We start from the raw sequence: 25106 nt of genomic DNA, 5'->3' as shown, positions 1-25106 counted from the left end.
CCCAAAGGAGACCTAAAACTACTGTGGTAGAGACTATAAAGGTGCCAAAGAAAAAGTAGTTTGTCATAGCTCGAGGACTGCTGATTTGTCTTCGGGCTTTTTGTTTATTGGGATGTGATGATTAAAAAAGAAAGTGAAAAATGAAAATTCAAGGTAAGAGAGTACGTAATATAGAAAAATATCTAGCAGACATAGAAGAAGGAGCTATATTCAGGATTGCATTATTGCAACCGAATGATTTTGAAAGACGAGTTGTTAATACAGGTTTTGACGACTTGGAGTTAGGAATCCAGATTTTGCCAAATATTATTGGTGCGAGAAGCCGCATCAATGCTGAGGGTGGTTTTATTGTGCATCGTGACAGGGAAAAAGAGCGCAAATTCAGGGAATTGGTTGTCACAGACTGGCATGGGAATCCGCATACAGTAGATATTCCATACCTTCGATATCCTAGAACAGAAATACCACCGCCAAGTGTCGAGTTAACAGTCATGGAGAATGCCATAAATGAAGTATTGATTGTCTCTCCAGACTTAGTTAACGAACAAGCCAATTATCCTGATATCTTACATATCGTTAATTTGTTTCTGGAACTCTTCGGAGAATGTGATACCGTTAGGGAGGATAACGAGGTTGTGATTAACTTAAATGCTCCAGTAAGAAGGGTGAATTGGACTGTTTTACCACAGGGAGTATATCCTTGGGAAAGGTTGAGGTCGAACGTCGAGGAGCTTGTAGATAGAGCAAAACAAAACTATCAACCAATCATTAGGCAAAGATTTAAAGTAATTACTAGTTACAGTCCAAATTTTGTAGCAATAGGCCGAGCAGGATTCAATGGTTATGTTGTCTTTGGCTTTCCGGAAAAAAACTTCTTTATTCTAGAGAGTATTTTTCATAATAATGCCACCTATGTGTTGGGGCGTGACTGGGAGGATCTCTCACAGTTGACTAAAGCAGAGCTAATTGCTGACGAGCTTTATCAACAGCGATTTGAACATCGTAGTAATTGACCTGAAGAGATAAGAGCCTTATTTGCTTAAATGATACATTACTTTTTGTATTGAGCTCATTTTTAAACTTTTCATTTAAGATTTATTATGATTAAGACTAGATTTCCCAGGGTTTTAAATACACTATATACCAAAGATGGAAACCAAATAATTCAGTATTCCGCAGAGGAGTTCATTTTGAACGACTGTGTAATCGAAAGTAAAGCTCCTTTTACAATCAAAAGTGGTGAAAATGCTTATGTAGTTACTACTGATCCTAACTTCGATTCCGCGGATTACTCCTACGTACTGTTGTCTTCGAGGATTCCCACGAAGAGAGATTTCGAGAATGAAAATCTCAACTTAATCAAATGGCTTAAGCATCCATTGATTCACAATACCTCTCCGGGAGATGTTGTCGCATCATGGAATGGGAATTTTAAATTCATAAAAGAGGATATTGAAAAAAAGATTGATGGGCTTCGTGCACCCCAGCTCGGGGCTTTGCATTCTATTCTAGCTCACGGATATAATCAAGATGAAATAGGTATCATAGTTATGCCGACAGGGACGGGCAAAACGGAAACTATGATTTGTTCCATGGTAGCGACCACCTCTAACAAGCTACTAGTTACAGTACCTTCTGACTCTCTGCGTACACAACTTTTTCAAAAATTTCTTACATACGGATTGTTAAAGAAATTTGGTGTTATCGGCGAGGAGGTGATAAATCCTAATGTCGGCATTTTGACATCTGGGATAGCTAGTGATGAAGAACTGAAACGGTTTATTTCGAAGTGCAATGTTGTCATAACCACAATGGCAATCGCTTCAAAGGCTACTCCGACACAGAAGAGGCTGATGTCAGAAATGTTTTCAAGTCTGTATGTTGATGAGGCACATCATTCTGAAGCAAAAACTTGGCAGGAATTTATTTCGAACTTTGACAAGAAAAAGGTGCTCCTGTTTACAGCTACACCATACAGAGATGATGGTAAGCGTCTTAAAGGCAAGTTTATTTTCAATTTTCCATTGAGAAAGGCTCAGGAACAACATTATTATAAGGAAATTCAATTTTTTCCTATAAGAGAATATGATCGTTCGAAGGCAGATAAAATGATCGCAGACAAAGCTGTTTCTATATTAAGAGAGGATATCAAGAACGGCTATCCACATATTATCCTCGCCCGTTGCATGTCTAAGGATAGAGCTGAAGAAGTATATCAATACTATTCAGTTCATGAAGATCTTAAGCCTGTAGTTGTTTATAATAGCAAGGCTGGCCTTAGAGGGATAATGGATGCAATTAAAGCTAAAAAACATTCCATAATTATTTGTGTTGATATGCTGGGTGAAGGGTTTGATCTACCGGAATTGAAAATAGGAGCTATACACGATGAACGACAAAGTCTACCTATTACTTTACAATTTATAGGACGGTTTACTAGAACCAGTTATAGTAGTTTAGGTAAGGCAAGCTTCGTCACCAATATGGCTTATCCGCCGATCAAAGAAGAACTTGAGCAACTTTATGCAAAGGACGCAGACTGGAATCTTTTATTGCCAATGTTAAGCGAAGGAGCAGCGCAGCAGCAAATTGATTTTAAGAAATTTCTGGATGGATTTAGACATCTTGAAGACTCGGTTATTCCGTTTCAAAATATTAACCCAGCATTGAGTACCGTAATATATAAAAACGACGGAGACACTTGGCATCCGAATACTTGGAGAGAGGGGATCAGTAACTTGAATACTTATGATCATCAGTATTTTGACTATAATGCAGAAGAAAACACTCTTGTTATTATACTAGGTAAAGTGAATAGAGTAGAGTGGGGGGAATTTGATACTGTCCAGAATTTGACTTGGGATCTAATTGTTGTCTATTGGGATTTTCGCCCAGATGTTAACCGAGTTTTTGTCAACACTTCTATAAAGAACATTGCTTCGGACAAATTGGTGCAAGCGATGTTCGAAGGACACCAATCAAAGATAACTGGCATGAATGTGTTTAGAATATTTCATGAGGTGCATCGACTATCACTTTTCAATGTCGGTGCAAGAAAAGGTATCGGGAAAGACATTAGCTTCCAATCTTTCTATGGTAAGGGGGTTCAAGATGGACTCCAAATGTTGGAACAAGGGACGTTGATAAAGAATAATATTTTTGGAGTCGGATTTAAAGATGGAGAAAAAGTATCCTTAGGGTGCTCTGTGAAGGGAAAAATATGGTCTTATCTTAGAGGTAATATACAGCAACTTACAGAATGGTGCCGATCTATTGGAAGTACTGTAACTGATTCGACGATCAATCCCAACACAGTTTTAGAGCATACTCTTCAAATAGAATTAATTTCTGCTAAACCCAAAGTAAAAGCTATTTCTATTGATTGGAACGCGGACATGTATAAATTTTCAGAAAACCGATATGAAGTATACTTAAACGGGATTAGATCCTACCTTTGGGAATTAGATATTCATGTAGTTGAGGTTGATGTGGCTAATCTTCGTTTTGCAATTTCTAGTGAATTAAATCGTGTAGAATTTGATCTTGTATTATTTAATAAAAATATAGGTGGTGAGCTTGTTCCAAGTTTTAATATAACGAAAGTTGATAATACTATAGCAGAGATAAATGTAGGATCCAAGAAGATGCAATTGGTTGAATATTTAGCGAATGTTACACCAGTTTTTTGGTTTGCTGATGGAAGCCAGCTAATGCAGAATCAGTACGTGAAAATTCGCAGACAGGCCGATCATATATCTTTAGACCACATCTTCAGTCAAAGTTGGCCTGGTGTAGATATTTCCATTGAATCTCAAGGCATCAAGCCGTATAAGCATGAATCAATTCAGTATAATTTTATTGAGCAGATCCGAGGCCAATATGATATGATATATGACGATGATGGGAAAGGTGAGATTGCTGATATTATTGGGATAAATGATACCGCCGATTGTATTGATGTTCATTTATTTCATTTAAAATATGCTCGAAATGGCCAGATAGGTAATAATATAGAAAATTTCTACCAGGTTTGTGGGCAGGCTCAAAAATCCCTCAATTGGAAATACCGCGATGGGAGAGAGTTTTTTGAGCATATGTTTAAAAGGAAAGTCAAAAAAAGAAAAGGGAATGAATGTTCGAGACTTATCAAAGGAACAGAAGACGAGTTAGAATATTTTTTAAACGCGGCTAAATGGACGAAGGAACTTAGGTTTCATATTAATATAGTTCAGCCAGGACTAGCCAAGAATAGTGCTTCTGATGATATCCTTCAGATATTAGGTACTACCGATCACTATTTGAAAACTGTGGGTAATGTTAATTTAAAAGTATACACAAGTTAAATGAGTATGTAAGTGTCCAGAAATCGGCTGGCTTAACGGTTAGCTGAAGTAAGAGAGACGTTTCATATTGTTAGCTTGTTCATCTAAATATTAACTCAATTAACGTAAAATATAATTAGTACATGAGTTCAAAAAATAATATCACAGCAGTTACTGGGGAATATTTTGTAGCTGCTGAATTAGGTAAACGTGGAATCTTAGCGCTAACCACTCCTAAGAATAACCCTCTATATGATTTGGTTGCTGTAAATATGGATGGGACGAAATCAATTTTTATTCAAGTCAAAACCATGTCTGTCCGGAATAAGCAAGGGTGGAAGTTGGGAACCGACATTTGTACGCGCAAAAATAACCCAAACCTTTTTACGATATTGGTTAATTTAAAAGAGAATGACGTTGAATACTACATTTATGAGTACGATATTTTATCGAGTATTGTTGAGACTAACTACACTAATTATATAAGTGTTGTAAAAAAAGATGGTAGCAAAAAAAAGGAAGTGGCCTTTCGATGGCATGATTTTAAATTTTTTACGGCTCGGGATTATGAAAGAAAGAATAACTGGAGTATTTTGGGGTTTGGATAACGTAATTATTTTATGTAATTGCCACAGGAATTGCGTTTCAGAGACACGATCTGCCAGCATTCCTCGAACTTCATTTTTATAGAGACAATCTCTATAGTTTCTAATGGCTCGTACTTTAAAGGACTACAGTTATCGACAGCCTTCAGACCACAGAATAATTTACCTTGGAAACTTAAAAAATTCTATTTAAAAAAAGCTTGCTATATTCGAGTATCTTAATTAGAACCTTAAAAAACTATGTACCTCACTGATTTACTTGCAATTGAAAATGGCGCTAAATTTTATAGAGCCGACCTACATATCCATTCTTATGGGCCCTATGCTTCTTATGATGTAACCGATACGCAGATGATTCCGGCCAATATTATCGATGAAGCGATAAAAGAGAATATTTCAGTGATAAGTATAACGGACCATAATGAAATAGGTAATATACCGGAAGCGCTTGCATATGCAAAAGGGAAAAGTATTTTGGTTATACCTGGCATCGAGCTTTCAACCAGCCAGGGTCATTTCCTTGTTTATTTTGAAACCTATGAGCAAATTAGATCGTTTTACGGCGAATTGACGATTTCACAGGATAAAAAGCAGTGTGATACAACGATAACGGCGGCGTTGGATGTCGCTCGTAAGTATGGAGGTTTTGGCATAGCGGCTCATATAGACATTGATGCAGGGTTTGAGAGTTATACGGCAGGTTACACTCCCTTTAAAGAAGCTATCCTCAAGCACGATTTACTTTACGGTATGGAGATTTCCAATAAAAGCGCCGAAAATTGGTTCACTGAATTAGATGATAACCCTGACAGGAAACGTTTATTTAGAGCTAGGGTTGAGGACTTAAGAGAGGATAATTCTTATAACATTGCAAAAGTTATGTCTTCGGATGCTCATACACTTCCGGCTTTAGGGAAGAATCTTACTGGCAAGAAAAAATTAACAAGGCTTAAGTTGGATTCCTTAGATTTCAATTCTTTCAGGGTAGCCTTTCTGGATGCGAACGCTAGGATACGGATAGAAGAAAGTATTCCAACTTCATTCCCAAAGTTTCTTGGTATCAGCTTTGAAGGAGGAATCCTAGATAAGAATTATATTCATTTCAGCGATAATTTCAACAGCTTAATCGGCGGTCGTGGTACAGGCAAATCAACGATCCTGGAGTGTATACGTGCAGTCACAGGAAACCCCGCCCGGGATGATATTGTAGATAATGAAGTGTGGCCTGATACAATTAAATTATTTTATGAGGATGAAGCTGGTCAGATACTCGAATTTCAGAAGCAAAAGTATAATAGGGCGATTAATTTTACGGATCCCCAAAATGGAATCCAACAATTGACCATTGAAAGCTTCGGTCAAGGAGAGACTGCGGCTACAATTCAAAAATGCGGGAAAGATCCAGAAATCTTATTGAAGTTCATTGATAATTTTATTGATACCAATGTTTATGAAATCAATGACGAGACGATACGAAATCAATTGTTGCAAAATCAAACATCTAAAGAGCGCCTAAAACTCGAAATTGATCGCATCCCGACGATCGAGCAGGCTTTTGTCAATGCTAAAGGACAGCTGGCAAAATTAAAGACTAATAATGTGAAGGAAATTGTAGAATTAGAAGAAGGAATTGCCAACGAACGAGTACTTCGAAATGCGTTGCTTGAGAATTTAGATGCGCATATACAAAATATCACAGATGGGCTCAATACAAATTCTCTTAAAGAGGCGGTGCAGTCGATCACTGAGTCGGATATTATTGTTGGGAAGGAAGAGTATCGGAATGTTTCAAGCCTTATGGATAGTTACATAACATCAATTGGGCAGCAGTCTTCCAAAGTGGTTGTCGATTCTACGGACTTTAAACGAAACTTAAAGGTAGAAATTGAAAAATGGAGAGCCAAAGAAGTCGATATTATCAAAAATATAGAAGAAAAGAGGGTTGTCCTTGAAGCGCAAGGAATAAAGTTGGATATGGCTTTTATACGGAAAGCAACTAGTGATGTAAGTGACTATGATGCCAAACTGAAAGATTTAAAGCAGAAAGAAGTGCAATATAAGGAATTAGTCAAAGAACGAAGGAAGCTTATAAGAGACCGTAAGATTAATTTAGACAATCTTTATAACGAGCGCTATAAATTCATTTATACGGTCAATGAAAACCTAAGGGGGTCGGTAATCGATTATGAAGTTGAGCTTAGCATTGAAAAGCAAAATTTATCTACCGAACTGGTAAGCTTAATAAAAACTGTTATGGGATACAGGACTGCTCAGGTTCCAAAAGCAGATTTGATAGTCGAAAAAATCCCATACTTTGATTTGATCGAGGCTTTAAACAAAAACGATGTAGCCCTACTCACAGCCTTACGCAACAGCGGAGGTCAACCTGTTTTTTCAGGCGAGGAAGCTTTGGATATCATTGGACGCTTAAAAAATATTACGACACTCGGAGAATTGGAACGGCTGATTGTTAAAGATAAACCATTTATTAAAATCAAGAAGGTGGTGACCACCGAAGATGGTGCAAAAAATGTGGTAGAAAGAGATTTTTCTAAACTGTCCATGGGACAGCAGCAATCCATACTCTTAACGCTCTTGCTTTATTCGAAAAGAAACTGTCCCTTAATAATTGATCAGCCGGAAGATAATCTTGATAGTGAGTTCATTTACAAAACCCTAGTTAAAAACTTAAAACGGATTAAAGAGCATCGTCAGGTTATAATAGTAACCCATAATGCTAATATCGCAGTGCTCGGGGATTCTGAGCTTATATTGCCTTTAAAAAGTACGAACGAGAAAACCTCAATTGTAGACAGGGGGTCAATAGACAACAAAAAGACAAATACAATGGCATGTATAATTCTTGAGGGTGGTGAAACTGCATTTAAAAAGAGACAAACAATTTATAATTTAAAGTGAGGTTTCTGAATTTTTGGAAGTATACATTTGCATTATGTTTCTCTGGATAATCGCAATTTTATGGATATTGTACATAAGGATATACAAGGTGTCGAAGGATCTCAACAGTTACCTTAATTGCACCTTGCCCCAATTCCTGAATTATATGAATGATCAATAAATAAGTTAGCCAATCGGAAACGTTAGGAGCTTCCATATATATGTATCATAATGGAAACAGGCTCCTGTCTCGCCCTAGAAAAACTTCGAGATATTACACTTTTTATTTTTTGAACTAATAAATTCAGCTTTCTGTTTTAGTAGTAGAGATGGTTAACCGTTTTGTCACAGTGTATTTAAATTTAAAATTGTTCCACCTTTATAACCTAATTCGAATTTCTGATTTTGTACTTTAGAATAGTCAATTATTTCTATGTCATTCGGATTCACTGCCACAGTTTGAAATCCATCCTGATCAAACTGTATTGCTTCAGGATTAATACGGCAATGATATGAGGAAACGGCAATATGCCCCCATGGATATTCGAAAAAGGTCTTTAAATCGGAAGGTTTCAGAATACATTTTAATATAAGAGGTATTCCGATATTTTTTATTTTTTCTCCTATTCCGGGTAAATCTTGTAATGGCATATATACTTGTTCCCCACCAAAATTTGATAATAATGGTTCTGCTCCGTAGTTATTTAAAGCACAAGTGGTAAAATTAAAAAATAGGAGATTATCCCTTGATTTTTGGCTTTGAATGTCGAAATGAGCCTTCCATTCACTTTTAATTTGTTGTAATTCATTTTCTGTAAAAATAGTACTGTATTTAGAAATAAAAGCCCTCCTTATTTCTTCGCCTGTGCGACAAGAAAGGCCGCTAATTGCAATTTCATCAGATATTGCTCTTGTATAATGAAAGCCCACAATCAACCTGTTGCAACAAAATGCATCTATTTCTTTAACGAGCGACAATAAGGAAATATCTTCCAAAATGGTTTCTATAAATATATTTTCCTTGAAAATCCTATCATGTCTTTTTAGTTCCTTCAAGAAATTTGCTGGAATTCCTGAAAGGTTGTTCAGATTGATTATAGCCATAGTATCCTTTAATATTTAGAAGTTCAGTCCTAGTCAGGCATAATGATATCCTCTTCTTCATCTCCGTACCAACTGGAAGTGTCCACATCATATTCATCAACTTCGTGCCTCTCTGATGGAAAATCTTCACTGATTTCGTATCGTATCTTGGTTTCAAACGGAAAACTCTCTTCCAGATCAAGACCGTCGCCTTCACGTCGTTCCTGTCTTGATCCGTATTCCAGTATTACATACAGGTCACCACGAACGGTAACAATTATTTCCTGATCATTTATTTCTGAGATATGGTAATCTGAAACTTCACTATGTCCCAGGGTATAGTGAGGTGCTAGTTGGTCAACGTTATTAAAGAAATTTGATATCACAGATGAAATCACGTGTTCTTCGATATGACCGTCAAGAAACGTTTTAATATCTTCCCGATAGTTCTCAATTGTTTCAACCAAACTGATAAAGGATTTTAATACTTTTTGGCTGTTTATTTCGACATCAGCTTCGTCGATGTTGAATACCTCTGGATTGATATGAGTATATTTGCTTAGGATATCTATTGTGTCTTTGACATCTTTTATATTCTCGTTAAGCTCTTCAACTTCAAATCCCCATTTTTCTAAAAGTTCGTCATCTATTCCGCCTTGAATTGCATATTTGATTCGTTGATTTCTGCTTGGTTTTCCATTTGGTGTCTCAGGTTTGAACCAATTGCAATTCTTAATCCGATTTTCTGGTGCAAGATTATGAAGAAAATGCCGTGATAACTCCCTTATGGAGTAGGCGAAGTTATTATAGCGTAATTTATTGCTTTTATCATTTAGACCGGCAAGTGATGCCTCAAAAAGATCAAGTTCAAACTGGTTAGTCAGTAACTGCGTTATTTTTTCTGTTTTTTTCATCTTCACCTATTTAATTTCGGATAATGTAAATTTCAACTTGTCCCAAAACTCACTAATAAGTGTGGGCAAAATCTCATTGAGTTTCGTATCATCATTAAAAAAACGCTTCCTATTCTTGTAAGTTTTAATTTTTCCGTTGCTGAAATCAGGAAGTAATATAAACTTCTCTATTATCTTTTTATTTTTTATATTCTGATATACTTTGGGAATGCTATCAATGGAGGCGTTATGAACAATTTCATTCCGTAGGTACATTATCATTCGTATGGTATCGCTCATTTCATAGATAGAGCCAGGCATCTCCCTAAGTGCTGTTTTCTTTGAATCCCCGTATGTTGTATCCTTTGATTTCAATTTGGGATAAGTCGAGAAAATCGTATGGAGATTTTCCATTTCGTAAATGATCTTCGTTGTAAAATCCATTTGGCTGTACAAGTTGATAAATAAGTGATTCACGAGTGAGGTAATGTTTGTGACAATATAGCCGGAAGCATATTGTATGCCATTATCAACTACAGTAAGATCTTTATGTACAAGGAAACTGTTGTTATTTAGGGTTTTGTAGAAATTACCTATAATATATTTTGTCTCAAGTACAGAATTTTGCAACGTACCGATCAAGTTTTCAACATCGAAATAGTATAATAGCCTGAAAAATCTTTCCTTATCCTTAATACTATTTATAAGGATCTCAAAGTCTTCCTTTGACAATTTTATTTCTGCATCGATACCGGCAAGAGATGCGAACGGGAATATAGGAGTACTGAAGTAGCTATGGTAGGTTTGGATATCACCGAATATCTTCTTGGCAAGGTAATCCCTCAACTGAATGCATATTTTTTCTATTTCGTAGCTCTGATCTCCAGTACTAAAGCCAAGCTCACCGTTCATAAGTTCGGCGATGTAGAAGCGGTCTTCTCCTGGTGTATCGGTCGGTATTCCGTTGGTGTTATAAAATTTCATCAAAATAGTTCCATTATAACTATTACATATTCCGGCGAAGTTAATTTTAAGCTGGCTGGAAGTTCATAGTGACTTCTCCCTAGTTTAATTAAAAGCAGTAGTAACTACTTCAGAAATACTAGAAGCACCAAGTTTATCTCTTTTAGGGATGGGAATTATATTCCCATAACCAGAAAGCGCCAAGCGTAAGCCACCTGTTAGAATGATTTTTCCTTTTGATAGTAGTCCCAAATCTTGTCTCTGTTTTCATCGCCGTGTGACTGGGTGTCGATGTCTGGATGCATAATGTCAAAGTTTGACATATCGTCTTCAAATTTTATTTTGAACTTGACCATTCCTCCTCTTTTAAGAATTACATTTACATCGGCCAAAACAGGATTGAGTTGCGTCAAGCACATGTTGGTTATTTTTTGTATTTCCATGGTGCGAATTATTTTATACAAAGGTATATCAGTATATATCACAAACCAAATAGGCTATTTTATGCCCACGCACAAACCCTGCTTGCAGCCTGATCATCTGCTTTATCTCACTCATGGATTTAGGTTTTCCCGCCATTGGGTAATATCTTTTTTCCCAAAGTAAACCAAAATCAGAACCTATAAAGGGTTAATATGCTCCGGAATCTGATCCCGATTGACGCTGGACGTGTCAGCATCTGTCGGAATGCCATGCGATTATCGCTCCTAATCGAGCTTTACGTCCCTAAACAGTTACCGGATCTAACATAGCCTGAGAATTTAATTTATAGCCAAAGGTCTTTCTCAAATTATTATCAGTCTGACTTTGCTATTTAAGTCCATTACCGGCTATCTGATTAATCTCCCTTCTTATGCCTGTGAGGTTTTAGTGATGGTGTATTACCAGGTGTGTCTTTATTATCTCGTTGACGTCTGTCTGGTTTTCCCGTTGATTTAGCGATTCTTTTTGGCCCCGGTTTAATTCCCATAATCTTTGTTTTTAATTGAAACTAAGTTCGTATGCTTTGAAGTTCGCTATTTGTTTTCAAATTTCATAATAACATGTTGCGGATTTTATTAACATTTATCCTGTCAGAAATAATAGTTACAAATGCTAGTCTTTAATCTATTGAAGGTAACCAAATCCGAGGAAAGGGGCCCGTTCATATCCACATCTCGGGGATTGGAAAACATAAGTTGATACCTTTTTGTCTTTAAAAACTGTCCAAGAGCGAACAACGCTTCGTCTACCTTTTTTAAATCGAATTGCTTAAGGTTTTCCTCGATAAATGGAAAATATAGGTTGGAGTAAAAATTTAGTTTCCGGGTAGAGTGAATCTTTTCATCAACAAGCCGAAAATCTTCAGAGCCGGTAATGAAGGCAAATGCCCTGTGTATGTGCTGATCGTAAATGGGATATCTGTCAGGTTTTATTAGGTGCAAAAGGAATATATTCCACACTGCGGAAACCTTTTTGAACTTATTTATATGTTCTGAAAAGGAGTAATCTATACAGTTTTTTTTGTAATTTATATGGTCGATATGGGGCAAAATATTTTCCTCAAAGCTACGCTGTTTCAGTTTACTTAGCGGCGAACCATTTTTCCATATATATAACTCATTAAGATCCTCAGGACTATAGCTATGCTGTTTTATTCTTGAGTTATATTTGTCTTCCAATTTGTAAAAATATTGATTAGACCAGAACTCTAAAAAGATCCCCCAGTCTTGTGTCGGCTTAGGTGTAAGGATTTGTAAATTCATTGCAATAGTTTTATATTATATGTTCAAACACACGCGTCGATATGTGACTCCTCGTGAACTCAAAATCAGACAGACCTGCTTCAGATAGCAATCTCTAGTTTTTCATCCCCTTGAGCCCGGTATTGCGGCAGCACGTTCATACTATTCTTTGGAAGCACCCGTTTCCTGAGTTTTTGTTTGTCCCTAAATTGTCTTGAAACATCCTCGCATATCTTATTAAAATTATCTGTTCCATCTTTTTTTACCCGATAAAAGATATCTATAGAATTACAGTTTTCGTGCTCAAAAATCATATTTAAAAGTGTCCTATCGGACCTGCCACATGAATGACCCATAATTTGTACCTGATAGGTTTGTGATTCAATAAAGCGAAGTAAATTATGATAGTTCTTAGTCCTCAAATACCATAATGACTTTATGTGTTTGAGAAATCCGTCGACATCTTCCTTTTCCATTGCTTGGAAATCGTCGTCTAGTTCATCTCCATATCCGAAAATCATAGGATTATGTTCATCTGTGATTGACCCATGGATTTGGTTTATTGAAACGTCGGAACTATTTACATATTGGGAAACCGTATTGGTATAATTAAAATTTAAAATATAAGTGTCGGATGCATGATGATTGTACGGTGTACTTTTGTTAAAAGCTGTAAATAATAAGGAATGATCAATGGGTTTCGTAATGATATCTCGGTAAGCATCTATATAAGTATCTTGCGGTAGATCTAATAAATATTGCTTCAGATTTTCACATAGATAGCTAAGCTGATTATTCAGCTTATTAACTTGCTCCTGTTTATTGGCCTCTGTGCTTTTCGTAGTTTCATACAAGATATTTTTTAAGCAACGGTAATATGTATCTTCTATATCAACCCAGTCGCCGCAACTATTTAATATGAGAGATTCACCAAATATTGAATCTGTTTTAATACTTAGTGGTTGAGTAGTACGCTCGTGTATGGCGCCATATGATGAACCGGGAAAACTTACTTCGAAATGTTGCTTGTTTTGGCAAGTTCTCATTATTTCGTGAATGTTCTTTTCAACATAGGCATCAAAATCTTTAATAGTCCTATTGATTGAGCAGGAAAATAAGGGAAATTGCTTTCGTCTTGTCTTTCCGGGTTCTTCCACGTTCATCTCCCGAAATTCTTTTTTAACAAGCCAAACGATAAAATGTCTATAGCTAGTAGGTAACCCGTGAGAACGGTCAAAGCCATTACCGATAATAATTAGTTTCTTCATTTGAGGCCATAATAATCTATGGCAAAGGTACGCTTTACTTCTTTTATTTAGTGTGTGTCTTGTCTATTTCGGCGATAGGGGTCCAGTCGTTTCGTTCATGTAGGGCCAATTATTTCGCTGGTCATTGTGTACAGTTATACGCTGTTTTTGTTAATTATAGCTTCAAATTCAGTTGTTTTGAAAGCTTCAATCTGTTTTTGACCAGCAATTCTAATAATATTTATATAATCTTCCTGCCCTAAAACGTCCCACATTAGATTTTGCCCTTTATAGTCATTTATATCATTTGTCTTAACATATTCCAAAAATTTAGGATGTTTAAGAAATAGTTCCCGCTGTTTATTACTCATTTCTTGAACTGCTTGTCGATTCTTTTGTAAAGAATCTTCAGTATATTTGGTAAGGTAAATACATTCATCAAAATCCTCCTTTTTTCCATAATTATGGTCACCATCATAACTAAACCATTTATGTAATTTGATAGCAAAAATGTCTGACCCCATATTTATTGGAAAATTGACAGCTTTACTATCTTTTTCAAAACTAAGAATTTCATCTTTGAAATAGAGATTAAGTATGAATAAAGCACCTAATGCTCTTAGTAAGTTCTTTATATTTCCTTTGTGTAAATTTAATGTTCTATTATGTTTAACCGCCTGATAAGCTTTTTTCCAGTCACAACTACTCGATCCTCTCTTATTAGCTTTTAACAATGGTGCTAATATGTTATTCTCATCATTTTGAAAATAGAAATTTGATGCTGAAACTATCAGTTTTTTCTTACTTAGTAGCCAACTATCTTCCAGTAATTGCAAGCAGTCCGTGTCAAAGTACAGGTCTCGATCCGAAGGCTCTATTCCTCCAAGCTTAATAAATAAATCTTTGGATATAGCTTCTATTTCAACTGAACACCGTATTAGCAATTCTGAAATTTTCACTGAATATATCGAGAGTTGTTTATCATCAAAGTGAATTTGATTTGACAAATCAATTACTTCCTTTTCTAGGTTTTTATACACAGGCCAATACAGGTTTATCATAATGTTAAATTGTAATTGATAGGATGTTGTCGGTACTGCTTGTTAACGACTGTTATCATTCTATTTCTACGTTCAAGTAATCAAATTTGAGTTTTAAATTCTGCTTTAAAAACTGAATATATTTTTTGTCATTGTCAGTCGGAGGATATTGTCCAACCACAATATGCTTTTTTGGTCTTTTGTCCGTGTGATTTAGTGAATAAAGCAGAATTTGTCCTAGTGCTTCTTTTATACATTCAGAGGCGTAAGAAGATGATTTTACTTCGTAAAAGGTTACAAACCTCGGTTGAATTAGTTTTATATCAACATAATTTTCTTCGAGGATTACATTTTCTTTCCCGTATTTTTCTGAAAGTATCCTTACTAATGCCTCTTGAATTTTATTATGCTTTTGTTCAGCAATGTATGAACGTGTCACCGTTCTTATTTGTGGTGTTGTGTTTCGTCCTTTTGTAGCTTGTCTTGTTGTTCTTCTTTGGCTTTTCCGTTCTTCTATTCCGGGAATTTCGTTTTTATTTTCATTATTGCTAAATCGGTCAAAAAGTTGCCACATAAATGCATACACATCCAAATATGCAGGTTTGTTCAACATCATTACATTTTGAATTTCAGAAATTCTTGTGTGTCGATTTGTTATTAAACCAAAATGGTTTGCGATTCTGAATAAAACGTCCCGTTTATAAATAGGTATTAGTCTTTCATTCGAGTATAAAAACGCAACTTTCCACTTAAATAAATCTGGTAAGGGTATATCGTCTATTTCAGAAAATTTTCCAATTTCTGAAAGCCGTATGATTTTAATTAAGTCTCTTTTAGTATTTTCAAAAGCTGTTTTTCTATTATCTCCATAACCTTGTAACCAAGAATACTGATCATCATTTTTGTAATTTTTTGGTTTTTTGCTCTGGTCTTTTCGCTCGTAAATTCCAAACTTTATAGAGGTCAAACCTTTTATACTTCCCAGCATTCTTGTTTTTGTCTCAACCCATTGGCAAAACGTGTCCTTATTTCCAACTCCAACATATTCTTGTAATGTTAAATTTTGGATATTGTCAACTCTCCATCTATTTAAAAATTCGTCAAGAAGTTCTTTTAGTTTGTCTACTGTCATTGTTTATGATTGTGCGTTTTATGATAGTCGGCAACGATTCGGTAGCTTCATGAAGTGATGGTATAATTTGTAGGAAGTTGTCCTTCGTAGTCAATTAACCAATAACCCCGCCGATTACTTGCGGTGCGCTCTTCAGTCGGTTTGCCAAACTCCTTTTTAAGCGATGTTTTTTCTAATTGAAGAAATAATTTTTTTATATGCTTGAGGATAAGGATTTTTGGTGCTGTCTTTTTTGATATAAACTAATTTAACATTTAGAGATTTTAGCAACTCTGTTTGGTCCTTATCTTCTTCAGTTGTATAGTAATATATCGTGTTTTTAATTTGCTTTTCTGAATTGTTACTTAGCATCATACGAGCTCTTTTATTTAAAATCCACCACAAGTCAATTTCACTATAATCAAATCCAAATCCAACGATATGTATATCTGAGTTGAAGAATAATTCAATCCAACTAATACCGTCAAACTCTCCTGATTTTAGTTTGTCCGAAATGCTTTTAGTTCCTACTTTTTGATTGTTTAATTGGTATGTATAATTGCCTTTAACATAGCTATCTATTTTTCCAATACTTCCGCAATAATGATCTAATCCCAACATAATTGATGGGATTGTATTAATCTCTCCATGTATATGCCAGATATCAAACTCTTTATTTTCTGTAACAATTGTTTTTTTTCGTCTAACACTATATACTCCCTCAGTGCTTTTTTCGGTTATTTCAAATGAAATTTCTTCTTTTAATGAATTTATAAAGGTGTAGTCATAATTAGTAGTCAAATAATTTTGAAATCCTAATCTGAAAAAATCGAAATAATATTTATTGGTGGGATGAGTACTTAATCTTTTCGCAATTTGCTCTTTTATGAATCCCTCTTTTTTAGATAAGGTGTCAAACGAAACAGGATTTCCTATAATTCCTCTTTCATAAATCATTGTATTAGGAAGCTTACCATTTTCAAATAAATTTTCTCCTTTTATTATTTCAAGTAGTTCTTTCCAGGAAATGAAGTTTTCACTTAAATAGTTTATTCCATTTCCAAATAATAGAGTTTGTTTCATTTTTAGCGTTAGGGTTATTAAAATGTCGTCTAACAATTATTTATACGAAACCGAAATACAAAATCATTCTCTAAATCGTTTCTATATCCTGTTTCTTATTCTTAAAGTAGCGACCTCGGTCAATAATCTTACTTCACCTAAAAATAGCAAAAACCTCTCATTAATCAAAACCTTGCTATATTTTAAAAACAATCCCTCAGTATGCGGTAAGTTGTAGGTGCGTACACGTCTTAATGGTTAAATTAGCAGCTTTACGTTACCAAGCAGGATAGCGGGACTTCCTCAACACTCGCAGATACCTTTCCCTTTTTCAAAAATTTCAGTCTTTACGTTGTCTACTAGTGAATATTTCATAAAGGTTTTGGTTTTAAATTTTAGTTCGACTGACTCTCTTTAGTCTTCTTGATAATTGCCCATTCTTCAATAAGCAAAAGCGCTTTTTCTAACGCTTCAGACAGCACCTCTAGTTCAGCGTTTAAAAAATCAATTTCGTTACTCCAGATCTCTTTTAATTCCGCGATATCGAGTTGTTTGTGAAAATCCTTTATTAACTGAACGCTTCTCATACCTGATGGGGTGTTAGAAGAGTTATAATGAATTGATGGATGCCTCATAGTAGATAACCGACTATGTTCGTTATCTAACCTATTAAAAAACCAGTTAAATAGATGTGTTTTTAATGATGGATCTAGTGATTTTCCTTTGTCCCTAAAGTATTTACCATAAGATGGCGGGTTCTTAGCGTTAGCGTTTAATGGGTAGAATTCAGTGAAGATGAAAGCTATCCTTTCCCAAAAATTATATAACCCCTGTGCTGTTTCGGCTATGCAATTATTATATCTAGGATAAAGGTTCAATCCAGAATCGTGGTTTCCAAGTAGTTCTAATTCCTCAAATACACGCTCTTTATGTGTTTTAAGAAAGGTGAGAGCGTTTCTAGTTATAACAAAAACTTCATTTAGCTCATTTTCAAAATAAATATCCAATACTGGACCACTATATGAAGGAAAATATATCTTTCTTATTCTACGTCCTTCATTGATATAATTAAACTTTTGAGTTGTACATTCACACGCAGAGAGTGTTGGAAGATTGAGCGAACTTTGTAATTCTGCATTTCTCTGTATTTTTAAATACACCAATAGCTCATCGAATCCCATTAATATATGGTTTTCTACACATTCTGGTCGCCTAAGGACCACATAAAGATCTATTGAAAAGTTCGATAGTAAATTTTCATTGTGGCGTCCCTTGGAATCATAGAAGCTTAAGCTACAGGAGAGAGAGAGTTTATTGATTTCTTTTTTATTAACATCGATAAAGGTGCTGATGCTACCGTCTTTATCGCTGAAGCATATGACCCCATGATAGGCTGGCGCATCGGAATAGTTTTTTAATCGTTTCTTGACTAAATGTACGTTTGGGGCTCGGAATAATTCGCCAAATAATTCATCAAACAGATATGCATCATCTTTGTAATGTATCATGATATAATATTATTGATATTTCCTACCTTCTAAATTTACAGAAATCAGCTATCTAAAGCAAGGTAATTTGACTGTCGTCTAGCAATAAAAAATTGTAGTATATTTAGGATGGTCAAATAGGAACCGATTTGACGGAGATTTTAGCATTTTAATTCAACCTAAGTGTTGAGGAGAATAACAAGTGAAAGAAACAAGTAAGACTGTAGTATGTAGAAAGGAGCATCCTGAAAGACTTAAACATCCAATCGTCATTGGAGGTGGAACTTATCTCATCTATGAAGGTGAGATAAAGTTACATTGCGAACATAATGATATTTTATTGCATGGCAAGGTCGAATACAAATTGGTTAGATATCCAAAGGTATTTATCAGTGGAAGAATAATATCAGTGTCTGATTCACCCAGTATACATGACTTTGCCTACCAGATTTTGATAGGAGGCAGAGATTGCGGTAGTATAGTTATTAATGATTCTACCATAAGCTCAGATCCAGAGAAGTCCTTTGCATATGGTGTATCACGTGATTTCTTTTGGCCAATAGAAGACACCGAACCAGATTATTTGTTATTTGCAATTCCAAACATGCGAGAGTTATTTGGTGGAGAATTGCTAATGGATGTAAAAGGCACCAATACACGGAGGTCTATGGATAGGTTTTTGATTTCTAAAACTAATCCTTTTCTCGCAATCGACAAAGTCGAAGATTTTAAACAGAGATTTCGTCAGCTGAAAACCGATGGGCAATATGATATCTTGTATACGGGAAGACTGGATCTGTATCAACAATTGTCTTTTAAAGAGTTTAAATATATCATTCCTGTTTTTTTAAGTTTTATTAATGGTAGAAAAGCTGGGACAATAATGAATGCAGGAATGGTCGATGGACGGCCTGTCTTTATAGATTTTTCCCAGGAGACAATCGAACCGTATCAATATGTCAGCTCGTGGAGTTCAATCCACTTCCCCGTATTTAAAGATATTTGGGGAAAGTTCAATGAACTTTGGAAGGACGAATTGGATCGTGATTTTTTAATAACTGTGATACATTGGTATGTAGAATCGAATTCTAATGCAGGGAAGCTAGAAGGCTCCATAATTCTAATGCAAACCGCACTAGAGCTCATTTTTAATTGGTTGGTTGTCGAACATCTTCGATTAATTGATAAGAAATCCGCAAAGCGATTAAGCGCTGAACAGAAGATAGCGTGTATTCTGGCACAACTAAATGTACCCATCAATATCCCGGAATTATATAACAGTCTTTCCTCACATTTAGGATATGACAACGGACCAAAGGCTATAACCGAGATTAGGAATGCGCTCGTACACGGTAACGTCAATAAACGAAGGAAAATGCTTATAGTATCTAGCGAGGTTACCTTTCAAACACTTCATTTGGGCCTTTGGTATGTAGAGTTATCGATTCTCTTTATTTTGGATTATAAGGGCCTCTATAATAATCGTACCAGTGTAAATAAGTGGACCGATTCTGGTGAACGAGTTCCGTGGGCAATAAAGTAATGAATTTATCAATATGATGTTAAAAATGAGTAGCTACTCATATCCTACGAAAGAGGAATGGGGTAAGTTTGTAGATGAAACACCAGTTGTTAGTAGTTTTGGTTTCCCTTGGGTATCAGAAATAGATCTGCTCATGAATAAAAAAAAGACAATTGCCGAAGTGAATCAGATACAAAATCTGCACGAGTGGGATTGTCTCCTCAATAAAAAAACTTGGAATCTCAGGCAGTCATTTATCAATGCCATGGTAAATTTCGATCGTGGAGTTGCGTTGACGTCCTGCGATTACAAACGCGAGAGTAAGATAATTAATCTTTTGCAATACGAGCTTTATAGTGAGATGACATTTTATTATTTGATATCTACACGTGATCTGATATTACAGATTATAAATTTGGCATGGGAATTATGCTTAGCTGAGAATAGTGATAAATCGAATAGAGAGAATCCTTTTGTCACGATGAATAACCTCAAAAAGAGATTGAAGGAATACGATTACTACAATATATACAGTATCGTTATCGATATGGAGACAGAAATGAAAGAAGCTAATACGATACGCAATTCGATGGTGCATTCCTTTTCGATGTTAGATTCAGACCGTAGGAGTAGTGTTTCTAATGATGGTAGTACGTACAGTGCAGGCACAGGGCATATGGTTCGTTTCGAAGAACAGGTTAGAATTATGCGTAAATCATTAAATGCTATGTCTAATTTTATGCAATCATTACGACTAGAGCTTATAAATAAGGGCTTTCATCTAGAGTCAATGATCGATTAGTATGTGCATATTAGCAACTTTATAGGTTTAATAAAGACCCGGAAACTTCTCAGCCCGTGCGGGCAATGTCTGCAAGAATTATCACAATATATTTTGTCGTAAAGAAACTAATTCCTATAATTGTTTATGCTTGTTGGCAAGCTTGCCCGTTCGTGCAAAGATTTCATCAGCCAATAGTTTAATAATGCAAACCTGCCTGCTTATTATCCAAACAAGATTACGAACGCCAAAAATTCAGGATATTAAGTCGGTGCAACAGGAATGTATTATGGAAACTATTGAGTACTTTAAACTCCAGGCAAAAAATCTGTACAAAGATTTTAAAACACAAAAACCTTATTTCGATCCCACTTATGGGCGTGACCTTTATGCGTACACGCCAAAGTATTTTGACGTAGATGCACTCGCTCTCGATTATGACATCGATGAAGACAATTTTTCTCTTATGAAAGCCCAGCACTACATCGCGCTATTGGCGGGGTTTAGGAAGTGGGCGGAAATGCTGAAAGCTTCTCCGCCGGCGTTGGAACTATCTAAACTGCTGTTCGATAACATGCACAAAATCAGTGTCGATGAATGGGATATCTATATCTCGGGGGAACAACGTGAGAATGGTTTTCTATACGATGACGAGCTTAAACTGGATATTTTCAAAGCGGTCTTTGACGAAGTAGAAGGGCATCAAACTGATGGCATGGATCATCGCTTACGCCAAAAGGAAGAAATTCCCGCTATTAAAGAACAATCTACGGCAAGCCAAATTAACAAACCAAAGAAAATGAAAACTCCCGTGCAAATTACCACTTTACCACTTTCTGGTGCGGATCGAACTGAATTTATAGAAACAGCTAACGCCGCTTTCGAGCGTGTTTTTGAAAGGATTGGACCGGATAACCCGAGATTAGTCCGTAAAATGTGGGATGCCGAAAAATATATTGATGAGAAATTACTGACCCCCGATAAGCTGCCGATCGATCGAGATTATGCGCTTTCAATTGTGGATGCTTTCATGGTAGGTTATGTTATACAGCTTGCCGTTGAAGCGGACAATCAGGCCGGACGATTCAATTAAATTAAATACAACGTAATCGCTGAGGAAGCAGTACTCAGTGGCTATACGTATTCACAAGCGTATAAGATCCGGTCCAGTGCCGGATTTTTTTTGACCTGAAGGTGACCTTTTTGGCCACCTTCTTTTCTCTTTTCTTTCGATAAAACTTCTTTTATTCATTTCATCTAATCGGGTTGTTAATCGACATTTAGTAAAAATAGAGATCAATTTTCGAATAATACTTACCATTGAATATCTTTCTTTAGATCAGTACTGTCACATTCCTCGGTTTGATAATTCCAGCGTCCTCCGCAATCTAAACATGCATCGATCTCAAAAAAGTTAGATTTTCTCAAGTAAACGTAACTCAATAAGATAGTCAGAACCACCAGCAATAAAATCAAATACTTCTTACCTCCCATGATTAGCTTTTATATATCGTTGTTCTTCAGTACTTCTTGTCAACGACCACCTCAATTACTTCTTCCTATATACATTCGTGTTCCCTTTCATGGATGAGGATCGACTTGAACATTCGGGTGCCTTTTCAGTTCATTTTGTAATGACCTTCCTTTAATTTTCAAATCCTCTTGATCAGCTTTATTTTGCTTGGCACATTGTCGATGTCGGAAAAGAATGGAGTTAACTGTGGATCTAACCACGCAATTAAATCGTATAAGGTTTTGTATATATCTTCTGCATCCAAACAATCGATATGACTGCCGTTGAAACAAATCGGTTCACAGTGATTTATTCTATTCCTGAACTCTTTTATTTTCTCTAATTTGGTATAGATGCTTGCACGGTTTTCAGACGATGGCTTATAAGGAAAGACATGTATTGGACATCCGTTCAGCAATGAATAGTGATGCCCAAGAAAGAGGGCTGTCCAAAAACCGAATGTTTGATCAGCCAAAAGTTTACCGCTTGTGATAGCAATTTTTCTCCGACGAAGCTTTCGTTCCGTATTAGAGATAGATTCCTTTAAGAAGTATCTGGAATTAGAGAGCGAAGGGTGTGACATAAATCCATTCTTTTGGTTAATTATCCAATCTGCGTCTTTAAAATGTGTAGTTACCGTATTCTGGATAGAGTTGCGCAATACCACTTCAAACTGTGTAAGTAACGGATGAAAAGCCTGTGCTAGACGTATATTGGCGTTATATAGACGCTTTGCTCGAGGTATATCGGATTGTGTTGCTTGAAGATACCTATTGTATCGCGGTCTAGATAAATATTTATGTCTAAGATCAATCTTCATTTTGATAATTGGTTTAATATTGGTATATTTGTAGCGTAAGACTTGGTAAAGCCTCTTTCAGCAATGAAACGTAACTAAGTAGGAGATTAAAGGGATGCCGTTTTGGTATCCCTTTATTTTTTTATACTTCCCTAAACCGCCTAATCTCCTCACGCACTTTCCCTATAATCTTTAATTAAACCCAAAGCTATTTTTGCTCTAGTAATTCTGTTATACGATTACTCATGCTGGTAACGTTGTCAATTAATAGCAAAATTGCCTCACTTTGTTTCTCATCAGTAGACTTAAAAGTATGAAAAGTACTATTTATTGGTGAACTGTATACATGTTCGAAATGACTAAGATTTGTGGAAGAAGAAAGTAGGGAAGAAACGTCTGTTTTGAATAAGACAGCAGTGTTTTTTACTAACTCGGGTGTGATTTTGCCATTCGCATTTTCAATGGCTACAATTTCATTTTCCTCTACATTTAATTTGACAGCTGCCTCTTTTGTGGATATACCACTTATTTCTCTATGTACCTGAAATTTGATTGCAAATTTTTCTTTATCTATATTCTCAATTAGTTTTTGAATATCCATAATTAAAATAGTAACTAAAACTTATTTATTCTGTTTTTGGAGCTCCTTATCCAGCAGAAGCATGATACTTTTATTCATTCTTACGACATTTTCAATCAATAATAGAATAGCTTCGTTCTGTCGTTCGTTTGTTGATTGATAAGTGTGAAAAGTACTCATTATTGGTGAGTTATGTATATTGTCGAAATAATTTATATCAGAAGAAGAAAGTAAAAGTAACGGATCGATATCTAATATTTCTGACACTTTCCTAACAAATTCGATAGTAATTTTTGTTTCGCCACGTTCATACTTGGTATAAGCTGCTTCCTTTATGCCAAGCCGTTCAGCAACATCAAAAGCTTTTAGACCCTTGATTTTTCGTTGGATATATATTTTCTGCCCAATTTTTTTATTGTCCAAATCTAGATATGATTTATTCTCTTCAGTTGACATATTTAACAAAGATAACTTTTTTGATTTTCAATTGGTAAATAGTTTTTTACTACTTTTTATGATGGTAAAACTACTAAAAATAATAGCATTTCACAAATTATGATTGTACTTTTGTTTTTAGTAATGTATAGCACAGCGGTGACTATTACATTTTGATTGGATAGTTTACTTAATTTAGTAAATTCGCAGAATCTTCAATAGAAACAATGAAGCTTCTGCTTCGAGTCTTGTTCTGGAAACTAGCACTTTCAATTGAGCACAAGATGAGAAGTAAGAACTCCCATGTTATAAGCATGGGGTTCCCTTCTTATGTGTGCTCAGGGTGTGCTAGCCCTCCAGAACCATAGGTTGGGGCCTCATGCTTATAGCTATAAACCCGCTCCTAAGAGACTCGTTTATAAACAAGCGAGTTATGCATAAAAAACAATTATTCAAAAACATCACAAAGCCCGCGAGCTAATTGAGCTTGTTTTGCCATTAAGGCTTTCCAAAAGATGCGGCAATACAAACCGATTGTTTTAATTATGAAATCCTGTTTAGTCCGCAATCACTTTTCAAAATTTTTACTAACTGTGTGGCCTAAGTTCCGCTTAGGCACAGTGATGAGCTAGCAAGGAAAAATCGCCTAAGCACCTCGGGCCACACCCTAAAAACCTCGAAAAATGAACAATTTTTACAAGGGTGGGAGAGGACTGGCCTTTAGCCAACGCGAAGGAGGAGCTTGTTCCCGAAAAGAAAAACCACCTAGATTATCCAAAATTTTAAACCATCCAGTTGGAGAGAGCGTCCTTGCCTTGCCTTCGGCAACCGTTCGAGAGGTGTTCGACGTTTCTTCGGAATATCCTCGGGATTTGTTCGACACTGGTTCGGGCGCTGTTCGGGAAGTGTTCGACTGGAGTTGCTACCTTTAGTGCGAGACAGATTTAATAAGTAATTTTAAATTTGTAGAGATGCATAGAAAGTTTGATGATTCATTTAAGATAATGGCGGTGGATCTGAGCGTTGTTAGAGGTTCGGTGG

Annotated in this window: 20 protein-coding genes; 8 read left to right on the top strand and 12 right to left on the bottom strand. The window is 35.8% G+C overall.

All coding sequences use genetic code 11. The features are described from left to right. Nucleotides 1-140 precede the first annotated feature (140 nt). The 4 genes from H8B06_RS06000 (at nucleotide 141) to H8B06_RS05985 (ending at nucleotide 7846) form a co-directional block, all read left to right on the top strand. On the top strand, nucleotides 141-1013 hold the full coding sequence (locus H8B06_RS06000) for a hypothetical protein (protein WP_190993404.1): 873 nt from the start codon (nucleotides 141-143) through the stop codon (nucleotides 1011-1013). A gap of 87 nt (nucleotides 1014-1100) precedes the next feature. Further along, on the top strand, nucleotides 1101-4343 hold the full coding sequence (locus H8B06_RS05995) for a DEAD/DEAH box helicase (RefSeq protein ID WP_190993403.1): 3243 nt from the start codon (nucleotides 1101-1103) through the stop codon (nucleotides 4341-4343). A gap of 122 nt (nucleotides 4344-4465) precedes the next feature. Beyond that, nucleotides 4466-4930 carry an aspartate-ammonia lyase gene (locus H8B06_RS05990; protein WP_190993402.1) on the top strand — a complete coding sequence of 155 codons (465 nt, stop codon included), beginning with the start codon at nucleotides 4466-4468 and terminating at the stop codon, nucleotides 4928-4930. A gap of 237 nt (nucleotides 4931-5167) precedes the next feature. Next, entirely contained in the window at nucleotides 5168-7846 is a 2679-nt protein-coding gene (locus tag H8B06_RS05985) for a TrlF family AAA-like ATPase (RefSeq protein WP_190993401.1), read from the top strand. A gap of 324 nt (nucleotides 7847-8170) precedes the next feature. Here H8B06_RS05985 and H8B06_RS05980 read toward each other — a convergent pair whose 3' ends face one another. The 9 genes from H8B06_RS05980 to H8B06_RS05940 form a co-directional block, all read right to left on the bottom strand. Then, a complete protein-coding gene (locus tag H8B06_RS05980) occupies nucleotides 8171-8929 on the bottom strand; it encodes a hypothetical protein (RefSeq protein ID WP_190993400.1) in 759 nt (252 codons plus the stop codon). Nucleotides 8930-8958: 29 nt separating this feature from the next. After that, on the bottom strand, nucleotides 8959-9822 hold the full coding sequence (locus H8B06_RS05975) for a pPIWI-associating nuclease domain-containing protein (RefSeq protein WP_190993399.1): 864 nt from the start codon (nucleotides 9820-9822) through the stop codon (nucleotides 8959-8961). A gap of 6 nt (nucleotides 9823-9828) precedes the next feature. Continuing rightward, nucleotides 9829-10788, bottom strand: a complete 960-nt coding sequence (locus tag H8B06_RS05970) for a hypothetical protein (protein ID WP_190993398.1) — start codon at nucleotides 10786-10788, stop codon at nucleotides 9829-9831. 194 nt (nucleotides 10789-10982) lie between these two features. Continuing rightward, on the bottom strand, nucleotides 10983-11207 hold the full coding sequence (locus H8B06_RS05965; RefSeq protein WP_190993397.1) for a hypothetical protein: 225 nt from the start codon (nucleotides 11205-11207) through the stop codon (nucleotides 10983-10985). Nucleotides 11208-12589: 1382 nt separating this feature from the next. Beyond that, on the bottom strand, nucleotides 12590-13756 hold the full coding sequence (locus H8B06_RS05960) for an AbiH family protein (RefSeq protein ID WP_190993396.1): 1167 nt from the start codon (nucleotides 13754-13756) through the stop codon (nucleotides 12590-12592). 134 nt (nucleotides 13757-13890) lie between these two features. Then, nucleotides 13891-14796 carry a hypothetical protein gene (locus H8B06_RS05955; RefSeq protein WP_190993395.1) on the bottom strand — a complete coding sequence of 302 codons (906 nt, stop codon included), beginning with the start codon at nucleotides 14794-14796 and terminating at the stop codon, nucleotides 13891-13893. A gap of 55 nt (nucleotides 14797-14851) precedes the next feature. After that, entirely contained in the window at nucleotides 14852-15907 is a 1056-nt protein-coding gene (locus tag H8B06_RS05950) for a hypothetical protein (RefSeq protein ID WP_190993394.1), read from the bottom strand. A 156-nt stretch (nucleotides 15908-16063) separates the two neighbouring features. Next, a complete protein-coding gene (locus H8B06_RS05945; protein ID WP_190993393.1) occupies nucleotides 16064-16969 on the bottom strand; it encodes a hypothetical protein in 906 nt (301 codons plus the stop codon). 374 nt (nucleotides 16970-17343) lie between these two features. Then, a complete protein-coding gene (locus H8B06_RS05940) occupies nucleotides 17344-18456 on the bottom strand; it encodes a hypothetical protein (protein WP_190993392.1) in 1113 nt (370 codons plus the stop codon). Between the two features lie 181 nt (nucleotides 18457-18637). Between H8B06_RS05940 and H8B06_RS05935 the strand changes: the two genes are divergently transcribed. From H8B06_RS05935 to H8B06_RS05925, 3 genes are all read left to right on the top strand, one after another. Next, a complete protein-coding gene (locus H8B06_RS05935; RefSeq protein ID WP_190993391.1) occupies nucleotides 18638-19978 on the top strand; it encodes a hypothetical protein in 1341 nt (446 codons plus the stop codon). A gap of 25 nt (nucleotides 19979-20003) precedes the next feature. After that, the gene (locus H8B06_RS05930) at nucleotides 20004-20759 is read left to right on the top strand and encodes a Cthe_2314 family HEPN domain-containing protein (RefSeq protein WP_190993390.1); all 756 of its coding nucleotides are present in this window, start codon (nucleotides 20004-20006) and stop codon (nucleotides 20757-20759) included. A gap of 268 nt (nucleotides 20760-21027) precedes the next feature. Next, on the top strand, nucleotides 21028-21831 hold the full coding sequence (locus H8B06_RS05925) for a hypothetical protein (RefSeq protein ID WP_190993389.1): 804 nt from the start codon (nucleotides 21028-21030) through the stop codon (nucleotides 21829-21831). 559 nt (nucleotides 21832-22390) lie between these two features. On the opposite strand, the gene H8B06_RS05920 is transcribed toward H8B06_RS05925, so the two are convergent. The 3 genes from H8B06_RS05920 to H8B06_RS05910 form a co-directional block, all read right to left on the bottom strand. After that, a complete protein-coding gene (locus H8B06_RS05920) occupies nucleotides 22391-23071 on the bottom strand; it encodes an Abi family protein (protein WP_190993388.1) in 681 nt (226 codons plus the stop codon). A gap of 187 nt (nucleotides 23072-23258) precedes the next feature. Next, the gene (locus tag H8B06_RS05915; protein ID WP_190993387.1) at nucleotides 23259-23651 is read right to left on the bottom strand and encodes a hypothetical protein; all 393 of its coding nucleotides are present in this window, start codon (nucleotides 23649-23651) and stop codon (nucleotides 23259-23261) included. Nucleotides 23652-23672: 21 nt separating this feature from the next. Next, nucleotides 23673-24086, bottom strand: coding sequence for a helix-turn-helix domain-containing protein (locus H8B06_RS05910; RefSeq protein WP_190993386.1), 414 nt, complete (start codon nucleotides 24084-24086; stop codon nucleotides 23673-23675). 662 nt (nucleotides 24087-24748) lie between these two features. Between H8B06_RS05910 and H8B06_RS05905 the strand changes: the two genes are divergently transcribed. Further along, nucleotides 24749-24997, top strand: a complete 249-nt coding sequence (locus H8B06_RS05905; protein ID WP_190993385.1) for a hypothetical protein — start codon at nucleotides 24749-24751, stop codon at nucleotides 24995-24997. Nucleotides 24998-25106 lie beyond the last annotated feature (109 nt).

This window comes from Sphingobacterium micropteri (assembly GCF_014692515.1).
GTDB lineage: Bacteria > Bacteroidota > Bacteroidia > Sphingobacteriales > Sphingobacteriaceae > Sphingobacterium > Sphingobacterium micropteri.
Note: the sequence above shows the minus strand (reverse complement) of the source record. Positions and strands in the feature narration are given on the sequence as shown.